The sequence below is a fragment of the Chryseobacterium hagamense genome (genome assembly GCF_007991455.1).
GTDB lineage: Bacteria > Bacteroidota > Bacteroidia > Flavobacteriales > Weeksellaceae > Chryseobacterium > Chryseobacterium hagamense.
Genome location: NZ_BJYJ01000001.1, coordinates 504,128 through 530,160 on the forward strand (window position 1 = coordinate 504,128; position 26,033 = coordinate 530,160).

General features: G+C 40.4%; 22 protein-coding genes and 1 pseudogene. 1 reads left to right on the forward strand and 22 read right to left on the reverse strand.

Annotated elements, in window-relative coordinates; genetic code table 11:
- Positions 1 to 12 precede the first annotated feature (12 nt).
- Entirely contained in the window at positions 13 to 1,119 is a 1,107-nt protein-coding gene (locus CHA01nite_RS02180) for a M14 family zinc carboxypeptidase (RefSeq protein WP_146939578.1), read from the reverse strand.
- 837 nt (positions 1,120 to 1,956) lie between these two features.
- Between CHA01nite_RS02180 and CHA01nite_RS02185 the strand changes: the two genes are divergently transcribed.
- The gene (locus CHA01nite_RS02185; protein ID WP_146939579.1) at positions 1,957 to 2,505 is read left to right on the forward strand and encodes a helix-turn-helix domain-containing protein; all 549 of its coding nucleotides are present in this window, start codon (positions 1,957 to 1,959) and stop codon (positions 2,503 to 2,505) included.
- A gap of 325 nt (positions 2,506 to 2,830) precedes the next feature.
- Here CHA01nite_RS02185 and CHA01nite_RS02190 read toward each other — a convergent pair whose 3' ends face one another.
- The 21 genes and pseudogenes from CHA01nite_RS02190 to CHA01nite_RS02290 form a co-directional block, all read right to left on the reverse strand.
- On the reverse strand, positions 2,831 to 4,003 hold the full coding sequence (locus CHA01nite_RS02190) for a proline dehydrogenase family protein (protein ID WP_146939580.1): 1,173 nt from the start codon (positions 4,001 to 4,003) through the stop codon (positions 2,831 to 2,833).
- A 65-nt stretch (positions 4,004 to 4,068) separates the two neighbouring features.
- Entirely contained in the window at positions 4,069 to 4,998 is a 930-nt protein-coding gene (locus tag CHA01nite_RS02195; RefSeq protein WP_146939581.1) for a UbiA family prenyltransferase, read from the reverse strand.
- A gap of 10 nt (positions 4,999 to 5,008) precedes the next feature.
- Entirely contained in the window at positions 5,009 to 5,935 is a 927-nt protein-coding gene (locus CHA01nite_RS02200; RefSeq protein ID WP_146939582.1) for a mevalonate kinase family protein, read from the reverse strand.
- Positions 5,936 to 6,356: 421 nt separating this feature from the next.
- Positions 6,357 to 8,528 carry a M12 family metallo-peptidase gene (locus CHA01nite_RS02205; RefSeq protein WP_146939583.1) on the reverse strand — a complete coding sequence of 724 codons (2,172 nt, stop codon included), beginning with the start codon at positions 8,526 to 8,528 and terminating at the stop codon, positions 6,357 to 6,359.
- A gap of 171 nt (positions 8,529 to 8,699) precedes the next feature.
- A complete protein-coding gene (locus CHA01nite_RS02210) occupies positions 8,700 to 10,190 on the reverse strand; it encodes an MFS transporter (protein WP_146939584.1) in 1,491 nt (496 codons plus the stop codon).
- A 718-nt stretch (positions 10,191 to 10,908) separates the two neighbouring features.
- Entirely contained in the window at positions 10,909 to 12,090 is a 1,182-nt protein-coding gene (locus tag CHA01nite_RS02215) for an acetyl-CoA C-acyltransferase (protein ID WP_146939585.1), read from the reverse strand.
- A gap of 51 nt (positions 12,091 to 12,141) precedes the next feature.
- Positions 12,142 to 12,531 carry a hypothetical protein gene (locus CHA01nite_RS02220; RefSeq protein ID WP_146939586.1) on the reverse strand — a complete coding sequence of 130 codons (390 nt, stop codon included), beginning with the start codon at positions 12,529 to 12,531 and terminating at the stop codon, positions 12,142 to 12,144.
- Between the two features lie 148 nt (positions 12,532 to 12,679).
- On the reverse strand, positions 12,680 to 13,774 hold the full coding sequence (locus CHA01nite_RS02225; protein WP_146939587.1) for an SF-assemblin family protein: 1,095 nt from the start codon (positions 13,772 to 13,774) through the stop codon (positions 12,680 to 12,682).
- Between the two features lie 170 nt (positions 13,775 to 13,944).
- Positions 13,945 to 14,625, reverse strand: coding sequence for a hypothetical protein (locus tag CHA01nite_RS02230; RefSeq protein ID WP_146939588.1), 681 nt, complete (start codon positions 14,623 to 14,625; stop codon positions 13,945 to 13,947).
- Entirely contained in the window at positions 14,603 to 15,148 is a 546-nt protein-coding gene (locus CHA01nite_RS02235; protein WP_146939589.1) for an RNA polymerase sigma factor, read from the reverse strand. Before CHA01nite_RS02235 ends, CHA01nite_RS02230 begins: the two co-directional genes overlap by 23 nt.
- A gap of 114 nt (positions 15,149 to 15,262) precedes the next feature.
- On the reverse strand, positions 15,263 to 16,597 hold the full coding sequence (locus CHA01nite_RS02240; protein ID WP_146939590.1) for an MFS transporter: 1,335 nt from the start codon (positions 16,595 to 16,597) through the stop codon (positions 15,263 to 15,265).
- A gap of 20 nt (positions 16,598 to 16,617) precedes the next feature.
- The gene (locus tag CHA01nite_RS02245) at positions 16,618 to 17,217 is read right to left on the reverse strand and encodes a bifunctional nuclease family protein (protein WP_146939591.1); all 600 of its coding nucleotides are present in this window, start codon (positions 17,215 to 17,217) and stop codon (positions 16,618 to 16,620) included.
- A gap of 186 nt (positions 17,218 to 17,403) precedes the next feature.
- The gene (locus tag CHA01nite_RS02250; protein ID WP_146939592.1) at positions 17,404 to 18,351 is read right to left on the reverse strand and encodes an electron transfer flavoprotein subunit alpha/FixB family protein; all 948 of its coding nucleotides are present in this window, start codon (positions 18,349 to 18,351) and stop codon (positions 17,404 to 17,406) included.
- A gap of 114 nt (positions 18,352 to 18,465) precedes the next feature.
- Entirely contained in the window at positions 18,466 to 19,212 is a 747-nt protein-coding gene (locus CHA01nite_RS02255) for an electron transfer flavoprotein subunit beta/FixA family protein (RefSeq protein ID WP_146939593.1), read from the reverse strand.
- A 189-nt stretch (positions 19,213 to 19,401) separates the two neighbouring features.
- Positions 19,402 to 20,109 (reverse strand): SDR family oxidoreductase, encoded by a 708-nt coding sequence (locus tag CHA01nite_RS02260; protein WP_146939594.1) that lies wholly within the window; start codon positions 20,107 to 20,109, stop codon positions 19,402 to 19,404.
- A 79-nt stretch (positions 20,110 to 20,188) separates the two neighbouring features.
- Complete coding sequence (locus tag CHA01nite_RS02265; protein ID WP_146939595.1) at positions 20,189 to 21,112, reverse strand: T9SS-dependent choice-of-anchor J family protein; 924 nt, start codon at positions 21,110 to 21,112, stop codon at positions 20,189 to 20,191.
- A gap of 209 nt (positions 21,113 to 21,321) precedes the next feature.
- Entirely contained in the window at positions 21,322 to 22,353 is a 1,032-nt protein-coding gene (locus tag CHA01nite_RS02270; protein ID WP_146939596.1) for a T9SS type A sorting domain-containing protein, read from the reverse strand.
- Positions 22,354 to 22,436: 83 nt separating this feature from the next.
- Positions 22,437 to 23,819 (reverse strand): dipeptidase, encoded by a 1,383-nt coding sequence (locus CHA01nite_RS02275; protein WP_146939597.1) that lies wholly within the window; start codon positions 23,817 to 23,819, stop codon positions 22,437 to 22,439.
- 152 nt (positions 23,820 to 23,971) lie between these two features.
- Positions 23,972 to 24,274: a hypothetical protein gene (locus tag CHA01nite_RS02280; RefSeq protein WP_146939598.1), complete on the reverse strand. Its 303-nt coding sequence runs from the start codon at positions 24,272 to 24,274 to the stop codon at positions 23,972 to 23,974.
- 133 nt (positions 24,275 to 24,407) lie between these two features.
- Entirely contained in the window at positions 24,408 to 25,556 is a 1,149-nt protein-coding gene (locus CHA01nite_RS02285; RefSeq protein WP_146939599.1) for a class I SAM-dependent methyltransferase, read from the reverse strand.
- A pseudogene (locus CHA01nite_RS02290) lies at positions 25,531 to 25,965 on the reverse strand (GxxExxY protein). Before CHA01nite_RS02290 ends, CHA01nite_RS02285 begins: the two are co-directional and overlap by 26 nt.
- Positions 25,966 to 26,033: the final 68 nt, after the last annotated feature.

Sequence of the window (26,033 nt, forward strand, 5' to 3'; positions counted from 1 at the left end):
CCGCTTTTGTTTTTAATCTCCGATGGTAAAACTTACTTCAGCATCCAGTTTCGGATATTTGGTCGGACTGATAAACTTTTTTCCCGTACAGTCTATTTCCTGCCACCCTTTCCTCCTGACCTCTCCTGCTTCCACAACGAAAGGAACAAAGGAGATCTCATCCTCCCCTTCCTCAAAAATTTCCCGGTACTGAACGGCGATGTCCAGAACACATTCGTGATCCGTATTTAGTTTTACGTTCCGGTAAATAACATCGTAATGGGTTTCCTTATTTTCCGGGATTTCCAGATAAGCTTCCCAGCCTTCCGTTCCGGAGTTTAATTCTGAAATTGCTTTCAAAGCATAATACAGTGCAACCGTATAATATTTCCTGGTTTCTTTCCGGGTATAATCATTTACAAAATGCCCGCCTTCAAACAGGATCGTCGGCATTCCGGCCTTAATAAAGTTATCACCGGTCGACGTAGGATAGAACTCATCGGAGTACCTGCCGATCTGATTGGGGATTATTTCCTTTAAATGATGGTACACTTGCGCAATTACGGCCATGCACTTTTTCCTGTTTTCTGTAACCGTTCTTTCCACATTTTCGGAAGGCGCCAGAAAAGACAGGGTGGCCGGATGAATTCCATCGGTGGTAAAAATCGTTCTTTGCTCATGAAGGTTGAGGGCATAATCATATTTTTTTGAAGCCACCCTATTTTTAAGGAATTTAATCTCGGCACTGGCCTCATTATGAAAATCACGATTGAGATCAATTTCTGCCGCATTCATCCGGGTCCATTTTTCAGAGCCGTCGGGATTCAGCATGAAAATAAAATCAAAGGTAATTTTTTCAAATAGTTCTTTGTTCATTTCAGGAATCTTATCCAGACTGGTTAAAAGATCGAGCATGGCATGGGAGGCGTTGGATTCGTTTCCGTGCATCTGCGACCAGGCCAAAACCTGAATGTTCCCGGTACCGACAGTCAATTTATAAATCGGTTTTCCTAAATAAGATGTTCCGATCTCCTGAATATATTCGCTGAGATGTTCCTGTAGATAACCGAATAATTTTTCGGGGGAAATATACCGGTTTGGGAAAAACTGATTTGGAGAATAGATCTGTTCAAAATTCATTGTGTGATAATTTACAATAGTCAAAAATACTGAAATTTTAAGAAAAAAATATAATTTACAATTGTTATCTATTAAACAGAAAAGACTGACAAAATGTCTGTTGATAAAATTGTTAATTGGTAATAATACAAAGTATATAGTTTAATTATCTAAAAGTCAATATATTACAATGTTTAATTAAACTATAGTATTAATATTGCTTTAAGTGGTTAAATTACTGATTTTCTAAAATTTCCGGTAGTTTATTTAAACAAATCAATTGTGGAAAATCTCTTATTTATTTATGTATACAAATGTAAAATACGAATTATTTTATCTGATTTTGTTTCGATTTTTAACCCTGTTTTCAGAATTTAATAATGTAAAACAGAATTTTTCTGTACAAGTATATATTCTGATAAAAAATTATACAAAAAGAGGTCCAAACATAGCTGGAAGGTCATTTACCAGATGATTTTACAGATTTAAATCCTTCATATACGCCTTATATGGGCATTTATTCATCTCTTCTATTGATATTATATAAATGTCTCAGATGGTATTGATAACTGCTGCAAATTTAACCGTATTCTCAAAAATCCGGACTCTAAACAGGAAGAACTTACCAATAAGTTATCGACGATTCCGCATTGAAAAGGACTAATTTTAAGTATTTATTGTTGATAAACTTTTGTAAAATCCAGTAAGCAATCCTGCGCTAAAGGTAAAACATGCTGGTTTATAGTAATTTATACAGTTTACAAATGTATTTATCAACTATTTACATTTGTATATAATTATAATTTGCATTTGTAATTCCTTTTGTTTACATTTGTAATATTATTTAAATAAAGTTTTATGAGCTTAAACGAGAGAATTTCAAAAGTGATCGAATATTCCGGGCTTACCCCTTCCGAATTTGCTGATGAGATCGATGTTCAGCGGTCTTCCATTTCGCATATTACTTCCGGCAGAAACAAGCCGTCTCTTGAATTTATCATAAAAATAAAATCGAGATTTCCTGAACTCCTTTGGGACTGGCTGGTTACGGGCGAAGGGGAAATGCTGAAGTCTGAGTTGCCTGAAGAAAAGCCGGTCATTACAGAACCTGTAGAAAATTCCAGGTCAGGAAATCCGAAGCCTGCTTCTCTACCCGACCTGTTCGACCTTATGAGCAGAGATGAAAATTCTGCAGTGGTGCAGCCGGAAATTAACGAGCCGGAATCGGGTCCGCGAGAATCGTTTATTTCTTCCCAAGGTCCGGCACAGCAAGATATAACGGATTCTCAGGCATCAGGAAAATCTAATGACCAGATTATCAATCAAGCTATTGATAATCAACAAAGTAAGATTAAGCGTATCGTTATTTTTTATGATAACGGAAAATTTGAGAGTTTTGAGCCATAAAAATACCTGATCAATAAACATGATCAGGTCAAAAAATATTTGAAGAAGAAAACTACAGCGTTGTGCTTTCAGTTTTATTGTAATTAACGTGTTCGTTGAGGATATAAACCCCAAATAACCGTTTTATATGTATACGTTTTATTATTGTTTATCAAATATATAAATTTAAAATATAATTAACAATAAAAAATTATTTTTTTTATTGTTTCATTAAAATAATTATGTTATCCTTTTACTATTATCAATTGTGTAAAAATTATGGAGATGGATATTAAGAAGCCCTGCAAATGATTGCAAGGCTTCTGTTTTATATAGGCATTTAAGTTTATCTGGTCTTTTTCCTGCGATCCAGCTCTTTCCGGATCAGTCCTAATTCACGTCCTGTCTGGCCGGCAACAGATGTATTTTCCTGTGCTCTTCTGGTAAGGTAAGGGACTACATCTTTTACAGGACCGTACGGAAGATATTTCGCCGCATTATATCCTTTATCCGATAAATAAAAGGTTATATTATCACTCATTCCGTAAAGCTGCCCGAAATAAACATGTGGATTACCGTTCTCAAGCCCTGCCGCTTTCATTTTATCCATCACCAGCTCAGAAGAAATTTCGTTGTGCGTACCGAAAAATGCAGATACTTTATCCAGATGGTTCATTACAAAATCGATTCCCGCATTGTAGTTTTTATCGGAAGATTCTTTGTTCGGCTGTATCGGATCGGGATAACCCTTTTCTGCCGCTCTTGCCCTTTCTTTTTCCATATAAGCACCACGGACGATTTTGTAGCCGATGAAATAACCTTTTTCCTTTGCCCTTTGCAGGTGGCCTTCCATGTATTCCAGCCTTCCGGTTCTGTACATCTGGATCGTATTCCAGACAATGGGTTTTTCCCGGTTGTATTTCGCCATCATTTCTTCACAAAGGTGATCTGCCGCATCCTGCATCCAGGTTTCTTCAGCGTCTACCATCACCTTCTTATCATGCTCATAACAGAGGCTGCATACCTCATCAAACCTTTTAACAACTCTTGCCCATTCTTCTTTCTGGCTTGAAGTAAGCTCTGTATTTTTACCTACTGCCTCATACAGGTCGATTCTTCCGAAAGCGGTAGGCTTGAATACAATAAAAGGAATAGCGGGGTTGCCCACAGAAAATTTTATGATATCTTTGATCTCCCTGCAAACGGCATCAAAAGTAGCTTCATCTTCTTTCCCCTCAATGGAATAATCGAAAATACTTCCCACCCCTCTTTTGAAAAGCTGCCTGACTACCTTCATGCTTTCTTCCCGGGTTTCGCCCCCGCAGAATTGTTCGAATAAAGTATTCTTTACAATTCCGGTAACAAAAGGGAAATTATGGTGAACGGTAAAATTAAGAACGGAAGTTCCGACCTTTGTAAGGGAAGGCTGCTCGATCATTTTGAACATCCAATACGCTTTTCTTAACTGTGCATCAGATTTATCTGCAAATGCTACTTGAGTATCGTTAAAAATGGGCATTACTTGTATATAAATTTAGGTTCTGCAAAGGTAATAAAAGGATGAGGTATTCTAAAGAAATTTTTCTACAATTTACCCTCCAGACCATTCATGAGCATGGCAATAATCCCTATAAAAATCCACATCCTTAAAATATTGAGGGTGATGAAATTATTTCTTCTGGTGTGGTTGAGCAGGAGATAAATACATAAGATGAAAACAAAAAGTCCCGTAGTGAAATAATAAGCCATAAAACCGGAAATACCTGTTCGCAGGATCAGCTTCATCGAAACGCCCATCGTAATCATCAGAAGGGAAACCAAAATAATTCTGGTGTTTTTATTTTTGAAATAATTGGGAATGGTCGTATATCCAAAAGCTTTATCCACACTCTTCGTCAGCGTATCTTTCACAATATCGATGCACAGCAGGATCAGGAAAAGGAAAACGGCCATCAGCAACACCTTTTTTGAAAACGTCTCGTAATAGACCATCATTCCGAAAAAAGGATACAGGGTCAGGCTGACGAAAGTAAGATTATTGATGATCAGCATCCGGCTGAGCTTGTGGCTGTAAAACCACATAAAAAACTGGTAGACCACGAAGAAGAGAAAAACCCGGTACGAGATCAGCCCGGCCACGCCCAGCGAAATAATGCTCAGAAAAAGATAGACATAGAGGAAATATTTCTGCTTGATGAAACTCTGCAGCCTGGTCCGGAACGGCTTTACGATATGGTCTTTTTCAAAATCGTAAAACTGGTTGATGATCCCTCCGGCAAAAATGGTAAGTACCGTACAGAAAATGATGCCGTGAACCTTAAAATCGAAGACGAATTTCCTGAAATTTTCATCCTGGTTAAAGAGAAAAAATGTTGAAACGTACAATGCAAAGGTGAGCAGGACGGCAATAAAAAAGCGAGCTCCCAGAAGAAAGCCCACGAATTGTGAGAATCTATAAAATAAAGATTTCGGAATATCAAATTTCTGTTGGAAATTTTCTTTTTCAGAATTCATTCACAACCTGTTAGAATCTGTAGATTACTTCCTTGTGGAAGCCATCGAGCATTTTTTCTGCTTTCTCGTAATCTTTGGTAAACCCTAAAATATAGCCGCCGCCTCCGCTTCCGCATAGTTTCAGGTAATAAGCGTTAGAATCCAGCCCTTTTTTCCATACGTTGAATAAACTTTCGGGAATCATCGGACGGAAATGTTCATACGCCCAATAGGAAAGTTTTTTCAGATTCCTGAAAAACGGATTCATATCTTTTTTAAGAAATGCATCGATACAGGCGTTGTTATAACGGATAAATTCTTCCTTAAGCGTCTTACGGAATCCTTCGGTCTTCATTTTTTCAAAGAAAATCTGAACCATTGGTCCGGTCTCTCCTGTCATTCCGGAATCAATTAAAAAAATAGCTCCTTTTCCGGCTTCACTTTCCGGAATGTCTACACGGTCTACGCTTTCTTTGCTTTCGATCAGGATAGGGAGGTTCATGTAACAGATCAACGGATCGATCCCCGAACTTTTCCCGTGGAAATAGCTTTCCATCAGACCGAAAACCTTACGGAGGTTTTTCAGTTCTTCTTTGGAAATATTTTCAGGCTCGTGCTTTGAAACGGAATACCGTTCAAAAATGGCAGCCACCAGGGCACCGGAGCTTCCTACGCCATATCCCTGGGGAATATTGCTGTCGAAAAATAACCCTGCGGCAATTTCTTCTTTAAACCGTAAAACGTTGAGTTCAAAAGTTTCGGGAAGTTCTAAATTCTGCAGGTATTCTGCATAGGTGACAAGATGCTGGTTGGATTTTTTTTCAAATTCCGAATCCAGTGATGAGAACTTGAGGGTACCTTTATAAAAACTGTAAGGCAGCGTCAAACCCTGAGAATCTTCAATAATTCCGTATTCTCCGAACAAAAGAATTTTTGCGTAAAATAAAGGGTTTGTCATTTGTTTAATTAAATTTTTTGCAAATTTAAGACTATTCTGTTGAATACAAGCAAATCCCGAGCCGAATTATAAGCTATTTTAAAGTGAGCTCCATATATAAATGTGATTTTAAGGCTGGAAGAGGGAGGCCGGATGCCTGAAGTTATTGTTGTCAAAAACATAATCAGAGGTTCTAATGATCAAACTGAATCTTTTATCATGGATCTGAAAGCGTTCTTGTTTAAAATCATGACTGAATAGCATTAAATTTTATCTTTTAATTAATTAAACAACTGGATATAAGTTAGATACGATCGAATTCACGTTATTTTAACAGATTAAAAGTTTTGAGATTTAAATTAAAACATATATACTTGCCTCCTATTATAAAGTTACTAAAAAAGCCTGATAAAATCAGGCTCGGATTATAGATTTCTTAAAATTATTGTTTGATCAGCTTCCTGGTGATGGTCCTTTTCTCCGTTTCAACAGTTACAATATAATTGCCGGTCTGCATTAAGGAGATGTTTATATCCAGTTTATATCCTTTTAAAGAAGATTCCGACCTGATCAGTCTGCCGGCTTCATCATAAATCCTGAAAGATTTTAAGATTTCTTCCGAGGAAATCGTCAGGATATTTTTTGCAGGATTTGGATAGATGCTTACGGAATTATCCTTGGTATTTATATCTTCCACGGCAAGTACTGCACAGGAGAAATTTGCTTTCCAGCCGATATCGTTCTCTGCAGGATCGGAAACAAACCGTACAGTGATGGCTCCTGAAGGATGTGTAGAAGTGAAAGCTCCCGGCAAAGTGGTTCCCGTCAGGCCGTTGCCGTTGGGAAACACCGGCGATGCGGTGGACGGGCCGTTGTAGATGTACATAAAATCGTATCCCTGCTCCAGGCCGAACTCCGTGAAGTTCATGGTCAGCGATCCCGAACTCGGATAAAATGTTTTTATAATCGTCTGATTATCTCCGTAATTTCCTGTGGTCCCGCCTGTATCAGCAAATGCAGCTCCGCCGCACCAGTCGGCATCCGTTAAAAACAGTTGGGTTCTCTGATAGCCTGCCGAGCATTCGGTTCCGACCGATAAAAGATAATAAGTGGCCGGCTGAAGTCCTGACAAACTTAAGGATTGTGTTGATATTGTCCCGTTGCTTACAGGCGTTCCGTCAAATTGGGTCAGTTTATATTTCCAGGAAGTTGAAGCGGCATCCGTAAAGGTGGCATTGGCAGAAATCTGTGTGATATTGGAGACCGATAGCCCTGTTACGGTAGTGGCGCAGGCTGTTGTACAATTGGTTCCCAGGCAGGCTTTGGATTCAACAGTGTTGCGGATGAGGGCAGCCGGCTGCAGTCCGAAACCGTTGGCAAAATTAATTCCTACTCCTGAGACAAGGTGGCAGTAGCTCATCATGGTACCTTTCACCGAAGAGGACGGGATCGGTCCGACCGGGCAGTTTCCTTCCGGATAACCGGCCTGGGTACCGCAACCGTCGATGGCAGTTGAATTTCCGTTCCAGGCGCAGGCATGGGTATGCGGCGATCCTAAGCTGTGTCCCATTTCGTGAGTCATAGCCTGGATGGTCCACGAATATACCGGAACATTATTGTAATTTTGGGACGCCCCCGAATAAGCATGCCTGCTGTTGGTACAGAGTGAGTTGACATAAGCTACGCTGGTTGTCGACGGCTGGTTGACAAGATGCGCCAAATCGCCGTTAAACGTTTGCCGGTTTGCTCTGAAGCTGGCGAGATTCGCATTCGGGGTGCCGGTATACGGATCAGGCGTCGTCCAGATATAGATTTCATTTAAAGCGATTTTGATATCGTCATTAGTATACAATGTGGAAATGTTATTGTGAATAGCGGTCAGCCAGTTTGTGGTGGTGGTGACATCGGAGCCATTGTTTACATACGGGGTGTTACCGATCTCATAGTAAATCCTTACACAGTTCTGGGTTAAAAGTTTCGCTGTATGATTCTGCGCTGAAGGATCAAATGAAATTTTCTGCTTATGGTTTTCAGACAGTTCATCCACCCCGCATACAAAAGGATTCAGGCCGGTAAGCTTTGCATCGGAATAACTGACAAAGTCTTTTGAATTTTTAACTTTCCCTACGACAATGTTCCCGAGTCCTGCCGTTGAAGCTACTCCTACCACATCATCATTAAAAAAACTGAATGCTGCCACCGAAAGGCTGTCATCTTTTACAATTCCCTGGTAGTAGGCGCCCGGCGTATACTCCGCTATTTCCCCTTTACTGGTTGTTATCTTGAAATCTTTTGTAAAAATCTGATTTTTATAAAGCTCTACGGTCATTATCCTGCCGTCGAAGGGAAACGAAATTTCGAGATAGTCCGGTTTTTCGTAAACCAATTTTCTCAGCTGTCTGGAATCCAGATTCAGAACCGAAATATCAGTGGCCGATTTTTTATATTCAGCTAATTGATCCGAATCAGTATTGAGAGACAATACTTCAAATTTCTCAAAATTTTTCTTCTGAGTATGAAATTCTGCAATATTCCGTGCTACAGCCCTGATATTTTGTGAAAACCCCAGGACTGCATAATGAAAAATGCAGAGGAGAAAAAGCCTTTTAACCATTCTTTGCTAATTATTACAATTTGCAAAATAGTAAAAAAATATCTAAAACATTAAAAAATCTATAGAATTTTAAATAAATAATTACAACAAAAGGATATAAACAGCAACATCATTAAATAAAAAAAGACATCAAACGGGTTGATGTCTTTTTTTATTTTTTTTAAAACAGAATCAATTTTTCTTCAGTACATTGGTTTTTACACATCTGATCAGAATTGCTCCTACGGCAAAAAATGCAGACATGGATATAAACGCATACTGCATATTGTGAAATTTCTGGATAAACACACTGAAAATAAGCATCCCGCAAATGATTGCTATTTTTTCAAGCACATCGTAAAAGCTGAAATAAGTGGTGTTTTCCATGGAATTTTCCGGAAGCAGCTTCGAATAGGTAGATCTGGACATCGCCTGCAGGCCGCCCATGACCAAACCGATAAGTGCAGCCAGACCATAGAACTGCATCTGCAGATTCGGATTTTCTTTGTTCAGGGAATAAGCGGAAAGGCAGCAGATGATCCAGATGATCACTGCAATGGTAATAACATTCTTGTTTCCGATTTTTCTGGATAATTTGGAAAACAGGAAAGCACCGAAGATGGCAATAATCTGAATGACCAGAATCGTGATAATCAGCTTATACTTATCTACCTCCTTTGGAAAGATTACCGTACTGCCGAAAGGAACCGCCATTAAAAAGATGGTCTGCATCCCCACACTGTAAAAGAAGAAGCTTGATAAGAAGAATTTAAGCCCTTTATCTGAAAACAGTTTATTCCCTACACTGAACAGTTCTTTAAAACTTTCTTTGGCAATATCTTTATAGAAGCTGATGTTGTCTTTCAGTACTTCGAAAAAACCACCCTGCTCTTCATGCTTTTTGAAGATGTTCTTATAATTCAAAAGAACCAGGTCTTTCGGTAGCTTGTCTTTTACATCGCCGAACTGGGGAAGATGCTTAAAGGTATACTGGGAAAATCCGAACCACCAGGCTCCCGTCAGTAAGAAACTGATGCGGATGTAAATTTTAGTCTGTTCAGGGCCTTTAGCGACCATCTGAATAAGCACCAGGCAGATGATCAGCAGGATAACCGACCCTACATAGCCGTAAATATATCCTTTTGCAGAAAGCGAATCCTGCTTTTCAGGCGTGGCGATATCCGGCAGGAACGAATTGTAAAAAACAAGACTTCCCCAAAAACCTACACTTGCGGTAATGCTGAACAGCAGGCCTAAAAAGACATTTGACATTCCGGTGAACATCGCCAGCCCCATACATGAGGTGGCACCCAGGTAACAGAAAAACTGTAAAAAGGATTTTTTGTTCCCGATCGTATCTGCCAGTGAAGACAGGAACGGTGATAAAAGTACCACCAGCAGAAACGAGATCGCATAAGAGAAACTGAGAACGGCATCAGGCTCATAATTCTCCCCGAATACCCTGATCATATGCCGGATGGGAACTTCCTGAACCTCCTTTGCTGCAGCAACAAATTCTTTTTTGTTGTAAGCAGTGGTCAGGATCGTGTAATAGATGGGAAATATGGCAGAGGTAATTACCAGAGAATACACCGAATTGGCCCAGTCATACACTGCCCAGGCTTTTATGATCTTCGGATTGTTCTTTATGTTTTGAGGGTATTGATTCTCAATTTCAGACATTTCAAATAAGTATTAATAAACACAAAAATAGGAAAACCATTGAACATTCAGAGGTTTTTATTTCGTTTGAAAGAAATTTTATTGTTCCGTTAAAATTAAGTTTTTCTGGATGAGTATTTTTGGATATGGCAGAAACATAAGTATCGAGAATAAGGTATTGAAATTTTTTAAATCCCATCAGCGGAAATCAAAGCTTTTCATTAGTGACTTACCTCTGTGATCATTACAAAATTTAACCATAAAGAAGCAAAAGATATTCATACTGCTTATTCAGGTTTAATGCTCTGTACCAAAGTAAACGAACGAAAGTTTCAAAAATTCTTGATTTTTTTAGTATTAAGAGAAGAGATTCAAAGGGTTCGCGTACTCTCTAATACTACGTTGAGATCCTCAGGATGGAAAACATTACTTTTAAATTTGATGCTTTATCTTTAAAAAACGAAAATCCAGATGCCTGAGGTTATTCGAAGTCATGGGATTTCTGGAAAACTCCTTTTGTCATTTCGTAGAAATCTAAACGTGAATCTTTTCATACTATTCTCTAATACGATGTTGAGATCCATACAGGATGACAAAAAGAACGTAAAAATTTTTAAAGTAAACGCAAACATCTGTGAAAATCCTGCTAATCTTTGGTTAAAAATAACAATGCAGGAGATAGAATATAAAAAATCCGGAAGCCTGAGGTTTCCGGATTTTAAATACAGGTCATTAAATATTACTGCATATTTTCGATAACCATGGCAGAAGCGCCTCCGCCTCCGTTGCAGATGGCAGCCGCTCCGTACCTGCCGTTATTCTGTTTCAATACGTTAATCAGAGTAACGATAATTCTTGAGCCTGAACTTCCCAGCGGGTGACCGATAGCTACAGCCCCTCCGTGCACATTCACTTTGGAAGCATCAAGACCTAAAATTTTATTATTTGCCAGGCCTACTACCGAGAAAGCTTCGTTAAATTCGAAGAAATCAATGTCGGAAACTTCCAGACCTGCTTTTTTAAGAGCGATCGGCAATGCTTTTGACGGTGCAGTGGTAAAATCTTCAGGAGCCTGGGCAGCATCCGCGTAAGAAACGATTCTTGCCAATGGCTTCAGACCCAATTCCTCCATTTTTTCCCTGGAAACCAGGATCAGTGCAGATGCTCCGTCGTTCAAAGTAGATGCGTTGGCTGCCGTTACGGTTCCTTCTTCTTTTTTGAAAACCGTAGGAAGCGTAGGAATACGGTCGAAGTTTACGGTTTTATATTCTTCGTCTTCAGCAAATACAACAGGATCCCCTTTTCTCTGAGGAATTTCTACCGGCACTACCTCATCGGCAAATTTTCCCTCACTCCATGCTTTGGCTGCTCTTTTATAAGATTCGATGGCGAAGTTATCCTGCTCTTCCCTGGATATATTGTAGTCCGTGGCGCATTTTTCTGCACAAACGCCCATGTGTACTTTATTGTAAACATCGGTCAGCCCGTCCAGGACCATTCCGTCCTGCATTTTTACATCTCCTAATTTGGCCGCATTCCTTGCATTATAATAATGTGGTACGGAAGACATATTTTCCATTCCACCGGCTACGATAACATCTGCATCGCCGGCCTTGATGGCCTGTGCTGCCATCGAAACGGCTTTCATTCCTGAAGCACATACTTTATTGATGGTCGTGGAAGGGGTTTCATCGGAAAGTCCTGCCCCGATCGCCACCTGTCGTGCAGGAGCCTGGCCTTCCCCAGCCTGTAAAACGTTCCCCATATAGATTTCCTGAACCTGCTTCGGATCAAGACCGATTTTGTCTAATGCTCCCTTTACGGCAACAGCTCCCAACTTTGTAGCCGGAACCGTTGATAAACTTCCCAAAAAACTTCCCATCGGCGTTCTTACTGCGGAAACGATGAATACTTCTTTCATTTTATAATTCTATTTTTTATTTAGTTATGATGGAATCCCGTGATTCCGGTGTTATGATTTTATTTTAGTGTTTCCGGTGAACATAATAATGAATGCTCCTAAAAACTCTACGATCCATCCCCATCTGAGCTTTACAATTCCGGCTAATTTATCCTGCCACGATTTGAAAGGCATAAAGCTGAAATACTGGGATGCCTGGAACCTTACGGCAAATAAGGTAAAAAGGAACAGGAGAACCAGCAGAACAGCGGAAATCTTCGTTATTTTCACGCTGTTGTTTACAATTCCGAACAGGGCTACCGCCGAAAGTACCCAGCCTATCACAGCTAAGGAATGATCCAGCTTCCAGTAGTTCCAGTTCCCGATAACCGGTACATGCACCAGAGGCAAAAAGCTTCCGGCCACCACCAAGAGTATACCTAATATCTGAATATTTTTCATGTTTCTTAAAATGCCAAAATACAAAAAAAAACACACTTTAAAAAAGCGTGTTTCAAAAACAGTAATTTTCTGTTAACTAACAATTAATATTAATAATTCCAGCAGAATATTTAAAAGTTTATAAAAAATAATCAGCATTATTACCAATTTAAAAATAAACATTCAAAAGTTCGATACCGATCTGCAGCCCGTATTTGTTGGTAAGCTTTGCATTATTATTAAATGCCGGCGTAAAATCCTTCTGTACAAATACATTGATGCCCCCATATCCGATGCCGAGTTTCCCTCCGACGATGATATCGTTGACGCCATGGTTCAGGGTTTCCTTTTCTACGATCCTTTTACTTACTTCGTTCGAATACTTGTTGTAAATAGTGCTGGTGATGCGGATATTGCTATAAAATCCTGCGATAATGCTCAGTTGCCTGGATCTGTTATCCAGATAGCTTGTCCCGTTATAGTTTATATATTTAGGATTCAGAACAAACCTTAATTCGAGCGGAATATGCAGATAATAGTTATAAAGATAAGTATCCTTCAGATTCCCTTTGGTAAAGTCGGCTATGCCCAAGGTATTATTTTCCTGGCTGAATACCCTGCCGTATTTTGCTTTTCCTTTGTCCCAACGATACCCTAACCCAAGCCGGTAAAATACCGGGCTGCCGAATTTCCCGAGCTGGTCTTCATATTTTATGACAAATAAGGAAGAATTGAGCACCGTGTTTTTAAAATCCGAGCTTTTATCGAAAAAGCCAAGAGGCTTATCTTTAGCGGTATACCCTGTTCCGGTAAGGGCGATACTGTATTGCCAGTTGTGGAGGTAATCCGCCGGCACTTTCTTGTCATTATCCAGACTTAATTTTATACCGCCCATTCCGAACATAATCTGATTTTTATATTGGTGAAGCGTGTCTTTCGGATTCAGTACTGCGTTTTTTACGATTTCACGGGTCGCTTCTTCAAGCTCGGATTTTCGGGCATCCACTTTTTCATTGATGGCCTTTTCGTATTTTGAGGCAATTTCAGCGCGCTGCCTTTGCTTTTCATCAAGGGTAATTTTCTCCTCTTTAAAACGCTTATCGATGGCATCAAGCTCTTTGCTCATGTTGATTTTTTCGGCATAAACGATGCTGTCTACTTTTCTCGAATAGTTTTTGACCGAAGTGCTCAGATAAGGACTCTCTTGTGCAAAAGCCAGGGAACAGGCAGTAAAAGCAGTCAGCAGCGCAATCTTTTTTTTCATGTATTTTTATTTTATTGTTACGTATTTATGCAGATCCGGAGTAGACATCCGATGGATGGAGCGGAAGTTTCCTTTAATTTTACAGCCGAGGCCCTCGGATTCATCCCGGATTCACATTATTTCTGGACCGCTCATGAAAATGAACAGGTAATGAAATCACTGTTTTAAACTTATTTCATATCCGAATAAACGGTAACTCCCAATACCGTTACATTTTCAACTTTAGGCCTGTCAAAATTGAAGACCCCGAATTTTACGGCATCGGTACCGGACGGTCTGGAGGTTTTATCAAACTCCCTTCCGAGAAGAAGCTCATTGGCGCTGATGTAGCTTGTTTTTCTTTCCGCCGCTACCGTCCTATCGGATACAGAAGGAATTGTATTTTCAATTTTTACGGGTATCACTTGGGCAATATGCTGTGGCTGTACCGCAGCGTGTTGTATGCTGACCGGTGAAATTTCAGGCTGCATTACTTTGATTTCTGCTTCTGTTTCGGCCTGGTTTTTCGGAATACCGGCGGTTGCTTTTATTTCTTTTTTCTGATTTGCTGCCTCGCCTGAAACAACGGGCTTTGAGAATTCAGGATAAATCATTCTTTTCGATCCTTCTTTCATTACATACACCGGTTTCTTAAATCCTGAAGAATTCTGATACTTCAGATATAAGACCGTTCCGAGGGAAACCATCAGCAAAACCACCGCAGCATATTTCCACCAGAGTGAAGAACCCTTCGGGGTACGTTCAGGTATTTCCTCTAAGGTTTCGTCCAGCCTATCCCATAAACCGGCAGAGGGCTTCGCTTCCATTTCCTCATAACCCGATTTCAGTTTATTCAGCATACTGTTTTTCATCTTTTTTTTGTTTTAAAAAACCGGTAAGCCATTTTTTGGATTTGCTCAGCTGGCTTTTGCTGGTGCCCTCGGAAATGTTCAAAATCTCCGCGATTTCATGATGCTTTTTATCTTCAAATACATACAGATTGAAAATCAGCCTGTAGCCGTCCGGCATTTTCGAGAAAATTTCTTCCATATCAATTTCTTCGGTTTCATCTTCCCAGTAATCATCCGTACTTTCCAGCTCACTGACCTCAACATCGGAATACAGGATGTTCTTATTTTTCCTTATGAAACTGATGGAATTATTCACCACGATTTTCCTCAGCCAGAACGGAAAGCTTTTCCATTCCCTGCACTCATCAATTTTTGAAAAGCAGGTAAAAAAGGAATTCATCAGAATATCTTCGGCATCATGGAGATTATTGACATAAGAATTGGCGATGGCCAGCATCTTCGCTGACAGCAGGTCGTAAAGTGCTTTCTGCCCTTTACGATCATGCTTTTTTGCCAGCTTAAAGTTCTCTTCCAAGTTCCTCATGGTTCTGTTTCTATCTATAAGACGCGGCATTTTTCAAAAGGTTGCCTGAAAAACAAAAAAAATTGCACTTTTTTTCAAAGTGCAATTTAATATTTTGATAATTAATTAAATAAATTAATGTTTTACTTCCTGAATTTCGTTGGGATTGTGTTGATGTTTGAAGATGATAGCAAAAGCAACAGTAACAATCAGGGCATAGCCAGCGAAGATGTACCATGATGTCTGCCATCCCGCAAGTTGCAACACAGGGTCCGATTGTGAAAAGACATAATGGTTTACCACTTCCTGAGCACCCAGCATTCCTATCGTTGCACCGAATCCGTTGGTCATCATCATAAAAACACCCTGTGCGCTTGAACGGATGCTCCTATCGGTTTCCTTATCTACAAATAATGAACCTGATACATTAAAGAAGTCAAATGCGATACCATAAACAATCATGGATAGAATGAACATCCAGACACCACCACCAGGATTTCCGAGCCCAAACAATCCGAATCTTAGAAACCAGGCGAACATTGCCATAAGCATCACTTTTTTAATCCCGTACCGTTTTAAGAAAAATGGTATCAGCAATATACATAGGGTTTCGGATACCTGCGACAAAGAAATAAGCGCGTTGGCATTATTGGAACCCCAGGTATTTGCGTATTCTGGGATTGCTTTAAAGCTTGTGATAAACGGATTGGCATATCCGTTTGTTATCTGCAAAGAAACGCCCAGGAACATAGAGAAGATGAAGAAAATCGCCATCTTTTTTTCTTTAAACAAAGCAAAAGCCTTTAACCCCAAGGCATCGGAGAGCGTTCTTTTTTCTTTACTGGTATTCACTTCACACTTAGGCAGCGTGAAGGAATAAAGGAAAAGGATGATCCCTAAAATTCCCGAAACAAAAAACTGGCTGTAACTGTTCTGAAAGCTTGGAAAGTTGGTATTATTAGAAAAATTAAAGGTCAGGCCTCCGTTCTGGATCCCTGCAAAATTTACGAAGAGCATGGCACAGATAAAGCCTACGGTACCTAATGTACGGATGGGCGGAAATGATCTGATGGTATCATAATTATTATTGACCAGGACTGTATAAGCCACCGAATTGGAAAGAGCGATTGTCGGCATATAAAACGTCACACTCAGACTGTAAAGAATAAAAAGTCTGGAAAATTCGACATCATTCCCTGCAGACATTCCATAATAACCGGCCCAGATCAGAAAAACGGCTGCCAGAAAGTGTGAAATCCCGAGCAGCTTCTGAGCCTGGATCCAGCGGTCTGCTATAATTCCCATAATCGCAGGCATAAAAATCGATACGATACCCTGCATGGCATAAAATAATCCTATTTTGGAGCCCAGTCCCACAGAGCCCAGATAGTTTCCCATGGAGGTAAGATAAGCTCCCCAGACTCCAAACTGCAGGAAGCTAAGGATAATCAAACGTAATTTTAAATTCATTTTATAATTGTAATATCTCTTTAATCGATTTTCTTTTTCCTCCTTTTGATCTCTTCCTGGATTTCCAGTGCCGTGTCGTAATCTTCTTCTTTTACGGCCTCATCGAGAAGCTTCTGGAGCTCTTCCATTGAAACGGACCTTAGGTTATCTTCGTCGTGGACCGTTTCCGAGAATGTTTCTTCTTCTTTGGAAACATCTTCCAGCTCAAGGAGGATCCCGGCTTCATTAAGCACCTGCTGAGTGGTAAAGATCGGCGCATCAAAACGTACCGCCATGGCTACGGCATCCGAAGTCCTTGCATCAAGGATGAGTTCTTCCTCCGTTGCTTTATTTTTAAAGTTGATATTTGAAAAGAATACCCCATCCACAATCTGGTAGATGATCACCGAAAGGAGTTCATAATTGGCAGAAACGATAAATTTTGTGAAAAGGTCGTGCGTAAGCGGGCGGGGCGGATGAATGTCTTTCTCAAGACCGAGAGAAATGGATTGTGCCTCGAAATTCCCTATAACAACAGGTAATTTAATGTGTGTTTCTTCATGTTCCAATAATAACGCGTACGCCCCGGATTGTGTCTGGCTGTACGATATTCCGCGAATAATTAACTGTTTATAATCCATAGCTACAAATATAGATTAATTTTTCAATGTTTTTTTTACTTTTAAACAAAAATAAAAGCCCGAAACAGGGCTTTTATAGGTGAATGGTGAATTAACTCTGTTGTCAATTTTGCTTCGCAAGTGAATTTCAAAGTTTGCTTTAAAACTGACCGGCAAAGCGAACCGACTGTTGACAATTCACTTTTTTTATCCTTTCAGAGCTTTAATTTTCTCCGTCAGTGCAGGGATAATCTGGAAAGAATCCCCTACTACTCCGTAATCGGCAGATTTGAAGAACGGTGCTTCGGGATCGCTGTTGATTACGACGATGGTTTTTGAAGAGTTAACCCCGGCAAGGTGCTGGATAGCTCCGGAAATTCCCACAGCAATGTAGAGATTCGGCGCAATGGCTTTCCCGGTCTGTCCCACGTGCTCGGTGTGAGGTCTCCATCCGATATCCGAAACCGGCTTCGAACAGGCTGTTGCCGCTCCTAAAACACCCGCCAGGTCTTCAATCATTCCCCAGTTTTCAGGACCTTTCAATCCTCTTCCTGCAGAAACCACGATTTCCGCTTCCTTAAGATCCAGTTTTCCTGAGCTCTGCTCATGGGAGATTACTTTGGTATCTTCATTGGCCACTGAAAGGTTTTTTACTTCTTCCGAACCGGAAACTGCATTTTCCTTAACCCCGAAAGCATTCTGGGAAACGGTAACGATTACTTTTTCCCCTTTCGCTTTAGCATGCATATAGCCCTTTCCTGAGAACGCTCTTCTTTTTACCTGAAATGGAGAAAGGCTTTCCGGCGCTTCCAGCACATTGGTAATCAAAGAATATCCGTTCATTACTGCCAACATCGGTGCTACAGAGGATGCATCGGTTGTGTGAGGGAAAACGATGATGCTTCCGTCTGCCACTTCACTTACTGCCTGTGCATAGGCTTTAGCGGAGAAATTCTTAAGACCTTCGTCTTTAATGTTGATTACATTGGATGCTCCATACTTGTATAATAAATCTGAAGAATCGGTAGGGTTTACAGAGACTGCCGTTACGGTATCTCCGGCCTGGTCTGCTATTGCTTTAGCATAAGAAACCGCTTCAAAAGCCGCTTTTTTGTAAACTCCGTTTATATTTTCTGCGTATACGAATACTGCCATTTTAGTTTTGTTTAAAGTTTAAGGTTTAATGTCCGAAGATCTGAGATTTTTTTATATTGAAATAATAAATAGGAATCCCGCCCTCTGGATCTTTTTACTTTTTACTTGGCTCTTTTAAATTACTTTTGCTTCCTCGTGAAGTAATCTTACCAATTCGTCCAGGTTATCGGGAGAAACCATTTTCACGGCTGCTCTCGGCGGAACACTGTCATAAGATACCCCCTGAACTTTTACTTCGGATGAAACCGGTTCCACCACCTGCAAAGGTTTTGTTCTTGCCGACATGATCCCTCTCATGTTCGGGATAATCAGATCTTTCTCATCTACCAATCCTTTCTGTCCTGCAATAACCGCAGGTAATTTAACGGAGATCGTTTCTTTTCCGCCTTCGATTTCTCTTACGGCAGTCGCCTCGCTTCCGTTGACATCCAAACCTACGGATGCATTTACAAAAGGCTGATTCAACAGCTGGGCAACCATTCCCGGAACCGAACCGCCGTTGTAATCCAGGGATTCTTTACCACAAAGAATCAGATCATATCCTCCGTTCTGTGCTACCGCAGCGATTTCCTTCGCTGTTGAGTAGCTGTCTTTAGGATCAAGATTTACCCTTACCGCATCGTTTGCCCCGATGGCCAGTGCTTTTCTGATTACCGGTTCCGTAACTGCATCCCCTACATTGATTACCGTAACCGTTGCGCCCTGGGATTCCTGTAATTTGATGGCTTTTGTCAGTGCAAATTCATCAAGCGGATTGATGACCCACTGGATTCCGTTTTTGTCGAATGCAGATTTATCTGCCGTAAAGTTGATCTTGGAAGTAGTATCCGGAACACTACTGATGCAAACTAATATTTTCATATGTTGTTTAATTTTTACCTGCCTTATGTTGCCTTACGGTTTCATACGTGCTTTATTATTCTCTTTGGTATAAAAGCCGAAGGTTTTCATACCGGGATTTTCATTAAATTATGTTTTGCTAATATAAATAAAATATATATTATGCATGCATAATACTTACTAATTTATTATTCAGCGCATTAGATGTTTTCAGTTGCCTGGTTTCGTTGCCCTAAACTCAATCTTGCTTGGCAAAACCCTTTGATTCATCTTTAGAATATCCAGCACCAGATTTCCCATATCTTCCGGCTGGATTTTCCATGCATCCTTTTCAGAAGGGACATTCCCGTTGAAATTGGTGGCTACGGAGCCCGGCATAATGACCGTAGACTTGATGTTATGCTTCCTTAAATCAATCATAGCTGCCTGTGTAAAGCCAACGACGCCGAATTTTGAGGCATTGTACCCTGCACCGTTCTCAAAGAAATTGGCTCCGGCCAGGCTGGCCACCGTGATATAATACCCCTCTGTCTTCTTCAGTTCCTCTACCGAGGCTTTTAAGGTATAAAAAACACCGGTCAGGTTGGTCCCGATCATATCATTCCATTCTTCTGCAGAGAGCTGGTCCACCGGCTTGAAAACTCCTAATCCGGCATTGGCAATTACAAAATCCAGCCTGCCGAATTTCTCTTTTACCGACTGAACCGCCTGTTCTTCGTTCTGAAGGTTTTTAACATCGGAAACAATTCCCAGAACGTTTCCGGAATAGTGTTTCAGTTCCTGTTCGGCTTTTTCCACATCCTCTTTTTTTCTTCCCGAAAATGCGACGGATACACCGTTTTCCAACAGGATTTTAGCAATCCCGAAACCGATTCCCTTGGTTCCACCGGTAATATAAGCGACTTTATTTTCTAACATTGTATTTTGGATTTAATTCCTAAAAATAAGAAAAACGCTCCAATTGGAGCGTTTTTTATTAACTAACATTTGTCAGTATTTATTTTTTGATGAATTTTTCTGAAATTCTGCCTGCTCTGGTTTCTAAATTAATCAGATAGGTTCCTTCATTAAGTTTCCTTACATCTATCCTATTATTTTCGATAGATACCGGGATTTTTTTGCCTGCAATATCATATATTTCCACTGCATTGATTTTTTCTTCAGATTTAATGGAAAGATAATCAGCTGCCGGGTTAGGATATATTGAGACCGCTTTACCGGCTGTCCCTATTTCACTGGTGGCTAAAACACCCCTGTCGATGGAGAAAGTATCAATACCAATCAGGTCAGAATTTGATCCGCTTGGTCCCCCATCGGTCACATAATATCTGAAGGCAAACTTAACCGCAACTGGGTTATTTCCCACTCCCGTAACGGTAAAACTGTATTTTGTCCAGGCTTTAGGATACACGAATCCTGAGGCAAGATTAGGATTTACCGTTACTCCCAGATTGGTATAAGAACCTAATCCTGAAGATCCTCCCGAAGGAGTCACTGCATTTGCGGCCAAACTGTATCGCAATTCCAGGCGGTCTGCATAATCGATGGTACCGTCAGTTCCTTTCCGGGTATAGAAACTTACCACATCACCGTCCTTCACATTCACTGATGGCGTAATCAGCCAGTTGCTGATAATTCCGGCCCCGCTAGTACTGGTATAATTCACCAAAGCAAATGAGTTTACCCCGCCTGCCTGTCCTGAAGGTACTGTGGTGGTATTGCCACTTCCGAATAAAGGATTGGTTAATGGTGTTGTATAAGTAGCCTTAGTCCATAGAGAAGTGGTAGAAGGACTACTCTGGTTGGTGGTTACCCAGTCTGTTCCGAACGCGGCATCAAAGCCGTAACTGTACACATTGGTGCCCTGAGCGTTCATCATGGTTATTCCCAATAATGAACCTAATAGTAAAAATTTTTTCATATTTAATTATTTAGCTCCCTAAATATATAATTTTCACACCAAATACACAAATTAAATGGAAAATATTATCTGATATTCGATATAATATTAATTTCTTACGCTTAAAACATTTAGTAAGAAACAATCTGATAAATATTTATTATACTATTGCAACAAAAAAAGCTCCCTTCAATGAGGAGCTTTCCAGGTCTGATTAAACCAGTTGATTGTTATTTTTTGATGAATTTTTCAGTGGAAATTCCATCTTTTGTTTCGATGTTGATGAGATAAGATCCTGCTGGGATGGCTCTTACATCAATTTTATCATTGTCCAGTGTTACATTTATTTTCTTGCCTGAAAAATCTGTAACCGTGACGCTGTTAATTTTCGAATCCGCTTTGATATTCAGGATATCCGATGTCGGATTAGGATATATTTTTACGGACGGAGTGGCTCTAACATATGAACCAAGATCGTTCGCAGATAAAAACGATGAAGTGGTAAATTCTACAAGAATATTATCAAAACCACCGATCTTACTTACCGTATTTCCTGTAGAAGTAACATTATACAGATAAACATCTTCTCCTACCATTCCCGGAATAAGCCCTAAGGCCGTGGTATTGGCAGCAATTGACCCCGAACCTCCCGGCCAGTACCAGGTAAAAGCTCCCGTTGTCTTATTGTATCTGAAATCTAACGTATTCCAGGTATTCGCTGTTAAGAGTACTCCCGGGGCAGCTGCAAAACCTATCGAATATACAGTTGGAGTAGATGTGGACAGATTGGTAAATGTTCCTAAACCTCTGATTTCTTTTGTTGCCACATCATAAGTAAAGCCGCCTATGGCAGTAGACGTCGTCCCGTTTGTTCCGATAACCCTCATCTGAATGGTTCCTGCTCCTGTGGAAGGACCGGTATATAAATCGAACTTACCATGAAGAATATTATTTGATGCCGTTGCGACTACCGTTGTTTCTTTTGCCGCAACTCTTGTATTCAGGGTCGTGTTTGTAGCCGTACTGTAGCTGTTGTAGCTGGCGATCGTTAAAGATTTTCCATGAGCAGCATCGATATTAGCAATCTGATAATCGGCATTTGATCCGTAAAATGATAGCCATCCATTCTGTCCGGCAGTAGTTCCGGTAACATCAGTACCTAAATTTCCCAGGGTTAAGGTTTCAAAATTTTCACTTACTAATGTTTGTCCGAACACCAGTGAAGCCGATGCTAAGAGAAGAGCTGATAGAGTTTTTTTCATAATATTTTATTAATTATTTTAATGTAAATATAAAAAAAAATCCCTTAAGAAAAATTCTAAGGGACTAATTTTTAAAACTTTATTTATTGTTTGGCATAATTCCCAAAAAAGAGAGGTATGCTTTCAATTCCTTTATAAAAATTGAATAATCCGTAATGTTCATTCGGAGAATGGATCGCATCGGAATCCAGCCCGAAGCCCATTAAAACGGATTTGGCACCCAGAACCTGTTCGAACATGGCTGTGATCGGGATGCTTCCGCCGCCTCGGTACGGAAGGACCTCTTTTCCGAAGGCGGTTTCCATCGCCTGCTTTGCTGCCGTAAATTCTTTAGTGTCCGTAGGCAAAACATAAGGCATTCCTCCGTGGTGCGGCGTCACTTTTACCTTTACGTTTTCAGGAGCGATTTTCTTAAAATAAGCAGTGAATTTTTCGGTAATTTCTTCAGGGGTCTGATAAGGAACCAGACGCATGGAAATTTTAGCGGATGCTTTGGAAGGAATGACCGTCTTCGCCCCTTCTCCGGTGTAACCGCCCCAGATGCCGTTGCAGTCTAAAGTCGGACGGATCGAGGTTCTTTCCAGGGTCGTATATCCTTTTTCCCCTTCCACACCGTTCAGCCCGATGGATTTTTTGAATTCTTCCGGATTGTCTTTCAGTTTATTCATATCCGCCCTATCGGAATCCGATACTGTTTCCACATTGTCGTAGAACCCATCGATGGTGATGTGTCCGTCTTCATCGATCAGCTTGGCAATCATTCTGGAAAGTACATGGATCGGGTTCGGTACGGCACCTCCGTAAAGCCCGGAATGAAGATCCCTGTTCGGGCCTTCGATTTCCACTTCCACATAGCTTAGACCTCTCAGGCCTGTCGTTACGGTAGGCTGCTCGTTGCTGTAAATATGCGTATCGGATATGAGGATGCAGTCGCAGGATAGCTTTTCTTTGTTTTCGTTAACGAAATCCCCGAGGCTTACGGATCCCACTTCTTCTTCCCCCTCCAGGATAAATTTCACGTTGCAAGGGAGCGTATTGGTTTTCATCATCGCTTCAAAAGCTTTCAGATGCATGAAAAACTGACCTTTATCATCGGCGGAACCTCTGGCAAAGATGGCACCTTCCGGGTGAAGTTCCGTCTTTTCGATATACGGTTCGAAAGGGGGCCTGGTCCACAGTTCCAGCGGATCAGCCGGTTGAACGTCGTAATGTCCGTATACCAGAACTGTTGGCAGGTTGCGGTCTAAAATCTTTTCCCCGTAAACAATAGGATATCCTTTGGTCCGGCATATTTCCACATTGTCGGCTCCTGCACTTTTAAGATAAGATGCTACTGCATCTGCACATTTCAAAACGTCGTCTTTGTAAGCAGGATCCGCAGAAATAGAAGGAATTCTCAGTAATTCAAACAATTCATCCACGAAACGCTGTCTGTTTTCGCTGATGTAATTTAAAGTCTCTTGCATTATAAAATATTATTTTGTTAAAAGTAAAAAAATTGCCCCGCAGGAACAAGTAAAAACAGATAATTTTCCTCAGGCCGGCAGTATACCGCTTCCTGTTCATCCACAAAAAATGTCCTGCGTTTCTGCAGGACATTTCTTATATTTTCTGATTATTAATGTTCAGCTTTAGGATTCTGGGATCCTTCAGGAATCGGAGTGGCATCCGAATGTTTTCCGTCTTCTACTTTTTGCTGGGGTGCTCCGGCAGTGTCTGTTTTCGCCGGTGCTTCATGTCCGTCGTGCGCATCCCCTCTGTAATTGGAAAGATTATCCTGCTCACCGCTGGTCTGCTCGTCATCAGAATACCGGTCTACGCCTTCTTCCAGCTTGATCACGTCTTTATTTCCGCCGGCCTGGATTTTTTTACAGCTTACCGCAACCGTAGCAAGGGCTAAACATATCACTAATTTTTTCATATGGAAAATTTATTTTTTAAAGTTCATCCGGAACAGTTCAGACGGCCGGTGGTCCTTTTCCGGCAGCAGGCCGTTCCTACTTACGTTTTTGATTGCCCAAAATTAAGAAATCCTACATTTTACGGCAACATTTTTATATTGATTTTAGAATTATTTTTCCTTTTTTGGACTGTGTAAAAATAAGATAGTTTTCACCGCCGTCTTTCAGGTTGTATTTTTTCCTGATTTCTTCCGGCTTTAAAGGATAGTTTTTGGAAATGACATTAAACCGGCTTTTCTTCTGAACCTGTTTAGCTTCAATACTTTCCATCTCCAGGATCCGTCCCGGAAAATGTTCTGCCCTTTGGTCTGAAGTATACAGATGGGTATTCGGATGCAGTTTTTTTAAGCCGAACCTTAAGGCAATCAGATTGAAGACTCCTGATTTTAATACGGCATTATTCGGAATATAGATGAATTTTTCCGGTTCTCCGTAGTCGGCTGTCCGGTTTTCCTCTTCTCCGAACTGATAAGTAAACGCCGGTTCCCCGCTCTCAAGATTGACACAATGGCAGTCCACTTCACCTTGCCTTTTTTTTGTTAAAAACACAACCAGTTCCTTTACATCGTTTTTTACCGCGATGATCTCCATCCTGAAAATACCGGGTAAAACGGACACAAGGTATTTTAAGTCAATAAGCGGCGAGAGCTTAATCACCACTTCTTCCGATAGGGAAACCAGCTTATTGTGGATTTCCATGATGTTCGGGGAAAGATCTTCCAGCAGGAAAACTTTGTTTTTTTGGGTATCCCTGCGCGCAGGATCCAGATAGACGACATCAAATGACGCATTGTTTTCTTTCAGGAAATCCTCCAGTTTCCGGTTAATGAATGTCGCTTTCTTTTCTAAAACACTCCAGTTGTGTTCCACAATGTTCAGCAGCTCGCTGTTTTGCTCAACCAGAGTGATTTTCCGGAAGTTCCTGGACAGGTAATAGGCATCAATCCCGAATCCGCAGGTGAGATCGATGAATGTATTGCCTTTTAATATTTCCGATTTGTAAAGCGCCGTCTTTTCTGAAGAAGCCTGTTCGAGGCTGAGCTGCGGCGGAAAAACAATTCCGTCTTTCAGCAAAAAAGGGAACTTTTTCCGGGCGACCTGTTTTCCTTTGATCTGCTGAACGATTTCCTGCATGGAAACTTCAGGAAAAGGAGATTTTTTCAAAAGCAAAGCATGCAGATCCGTATTGAGATTTGCGTCGATGTACTGTTCGACTTTATGATCTAAGATATTTATTCCCACGGATTACACAGATTTTCACAGATTTTATTAATCCAAATTTCCATTTATTTTTCGAAAAATATTTTGCAATATAATCGGTATTGAAATTCACCAATATTCCTGATTTAAGATTTGATAATTTAAGATAAGTCAATAGCTGTTTATGATGGACTTCACTAATTTACTGGATCGATTTAATTTCAATAATTACCTTATTTTCAACTATAATATCAGCGATAAAACTCGAATCAATAATAATATCTTTAAACTTTATAGATGTCGGAATCTGATTTCGAACTTTTAATCCATGACTTTGAAGTTCATGCAATAAAACTTTTTCGTAGACCTTTTCCAATAATCCGGGCCCTAACTCATTATATACAGAGAATATTGACTTTCTGATATAAAAGCTTATTTCATTTTCTTTCATCGGTCTATGTTTTATATTTTAAATTTCAACAGAATTTTTACAAGCATCTGTGAAAATCTGTGCAATCC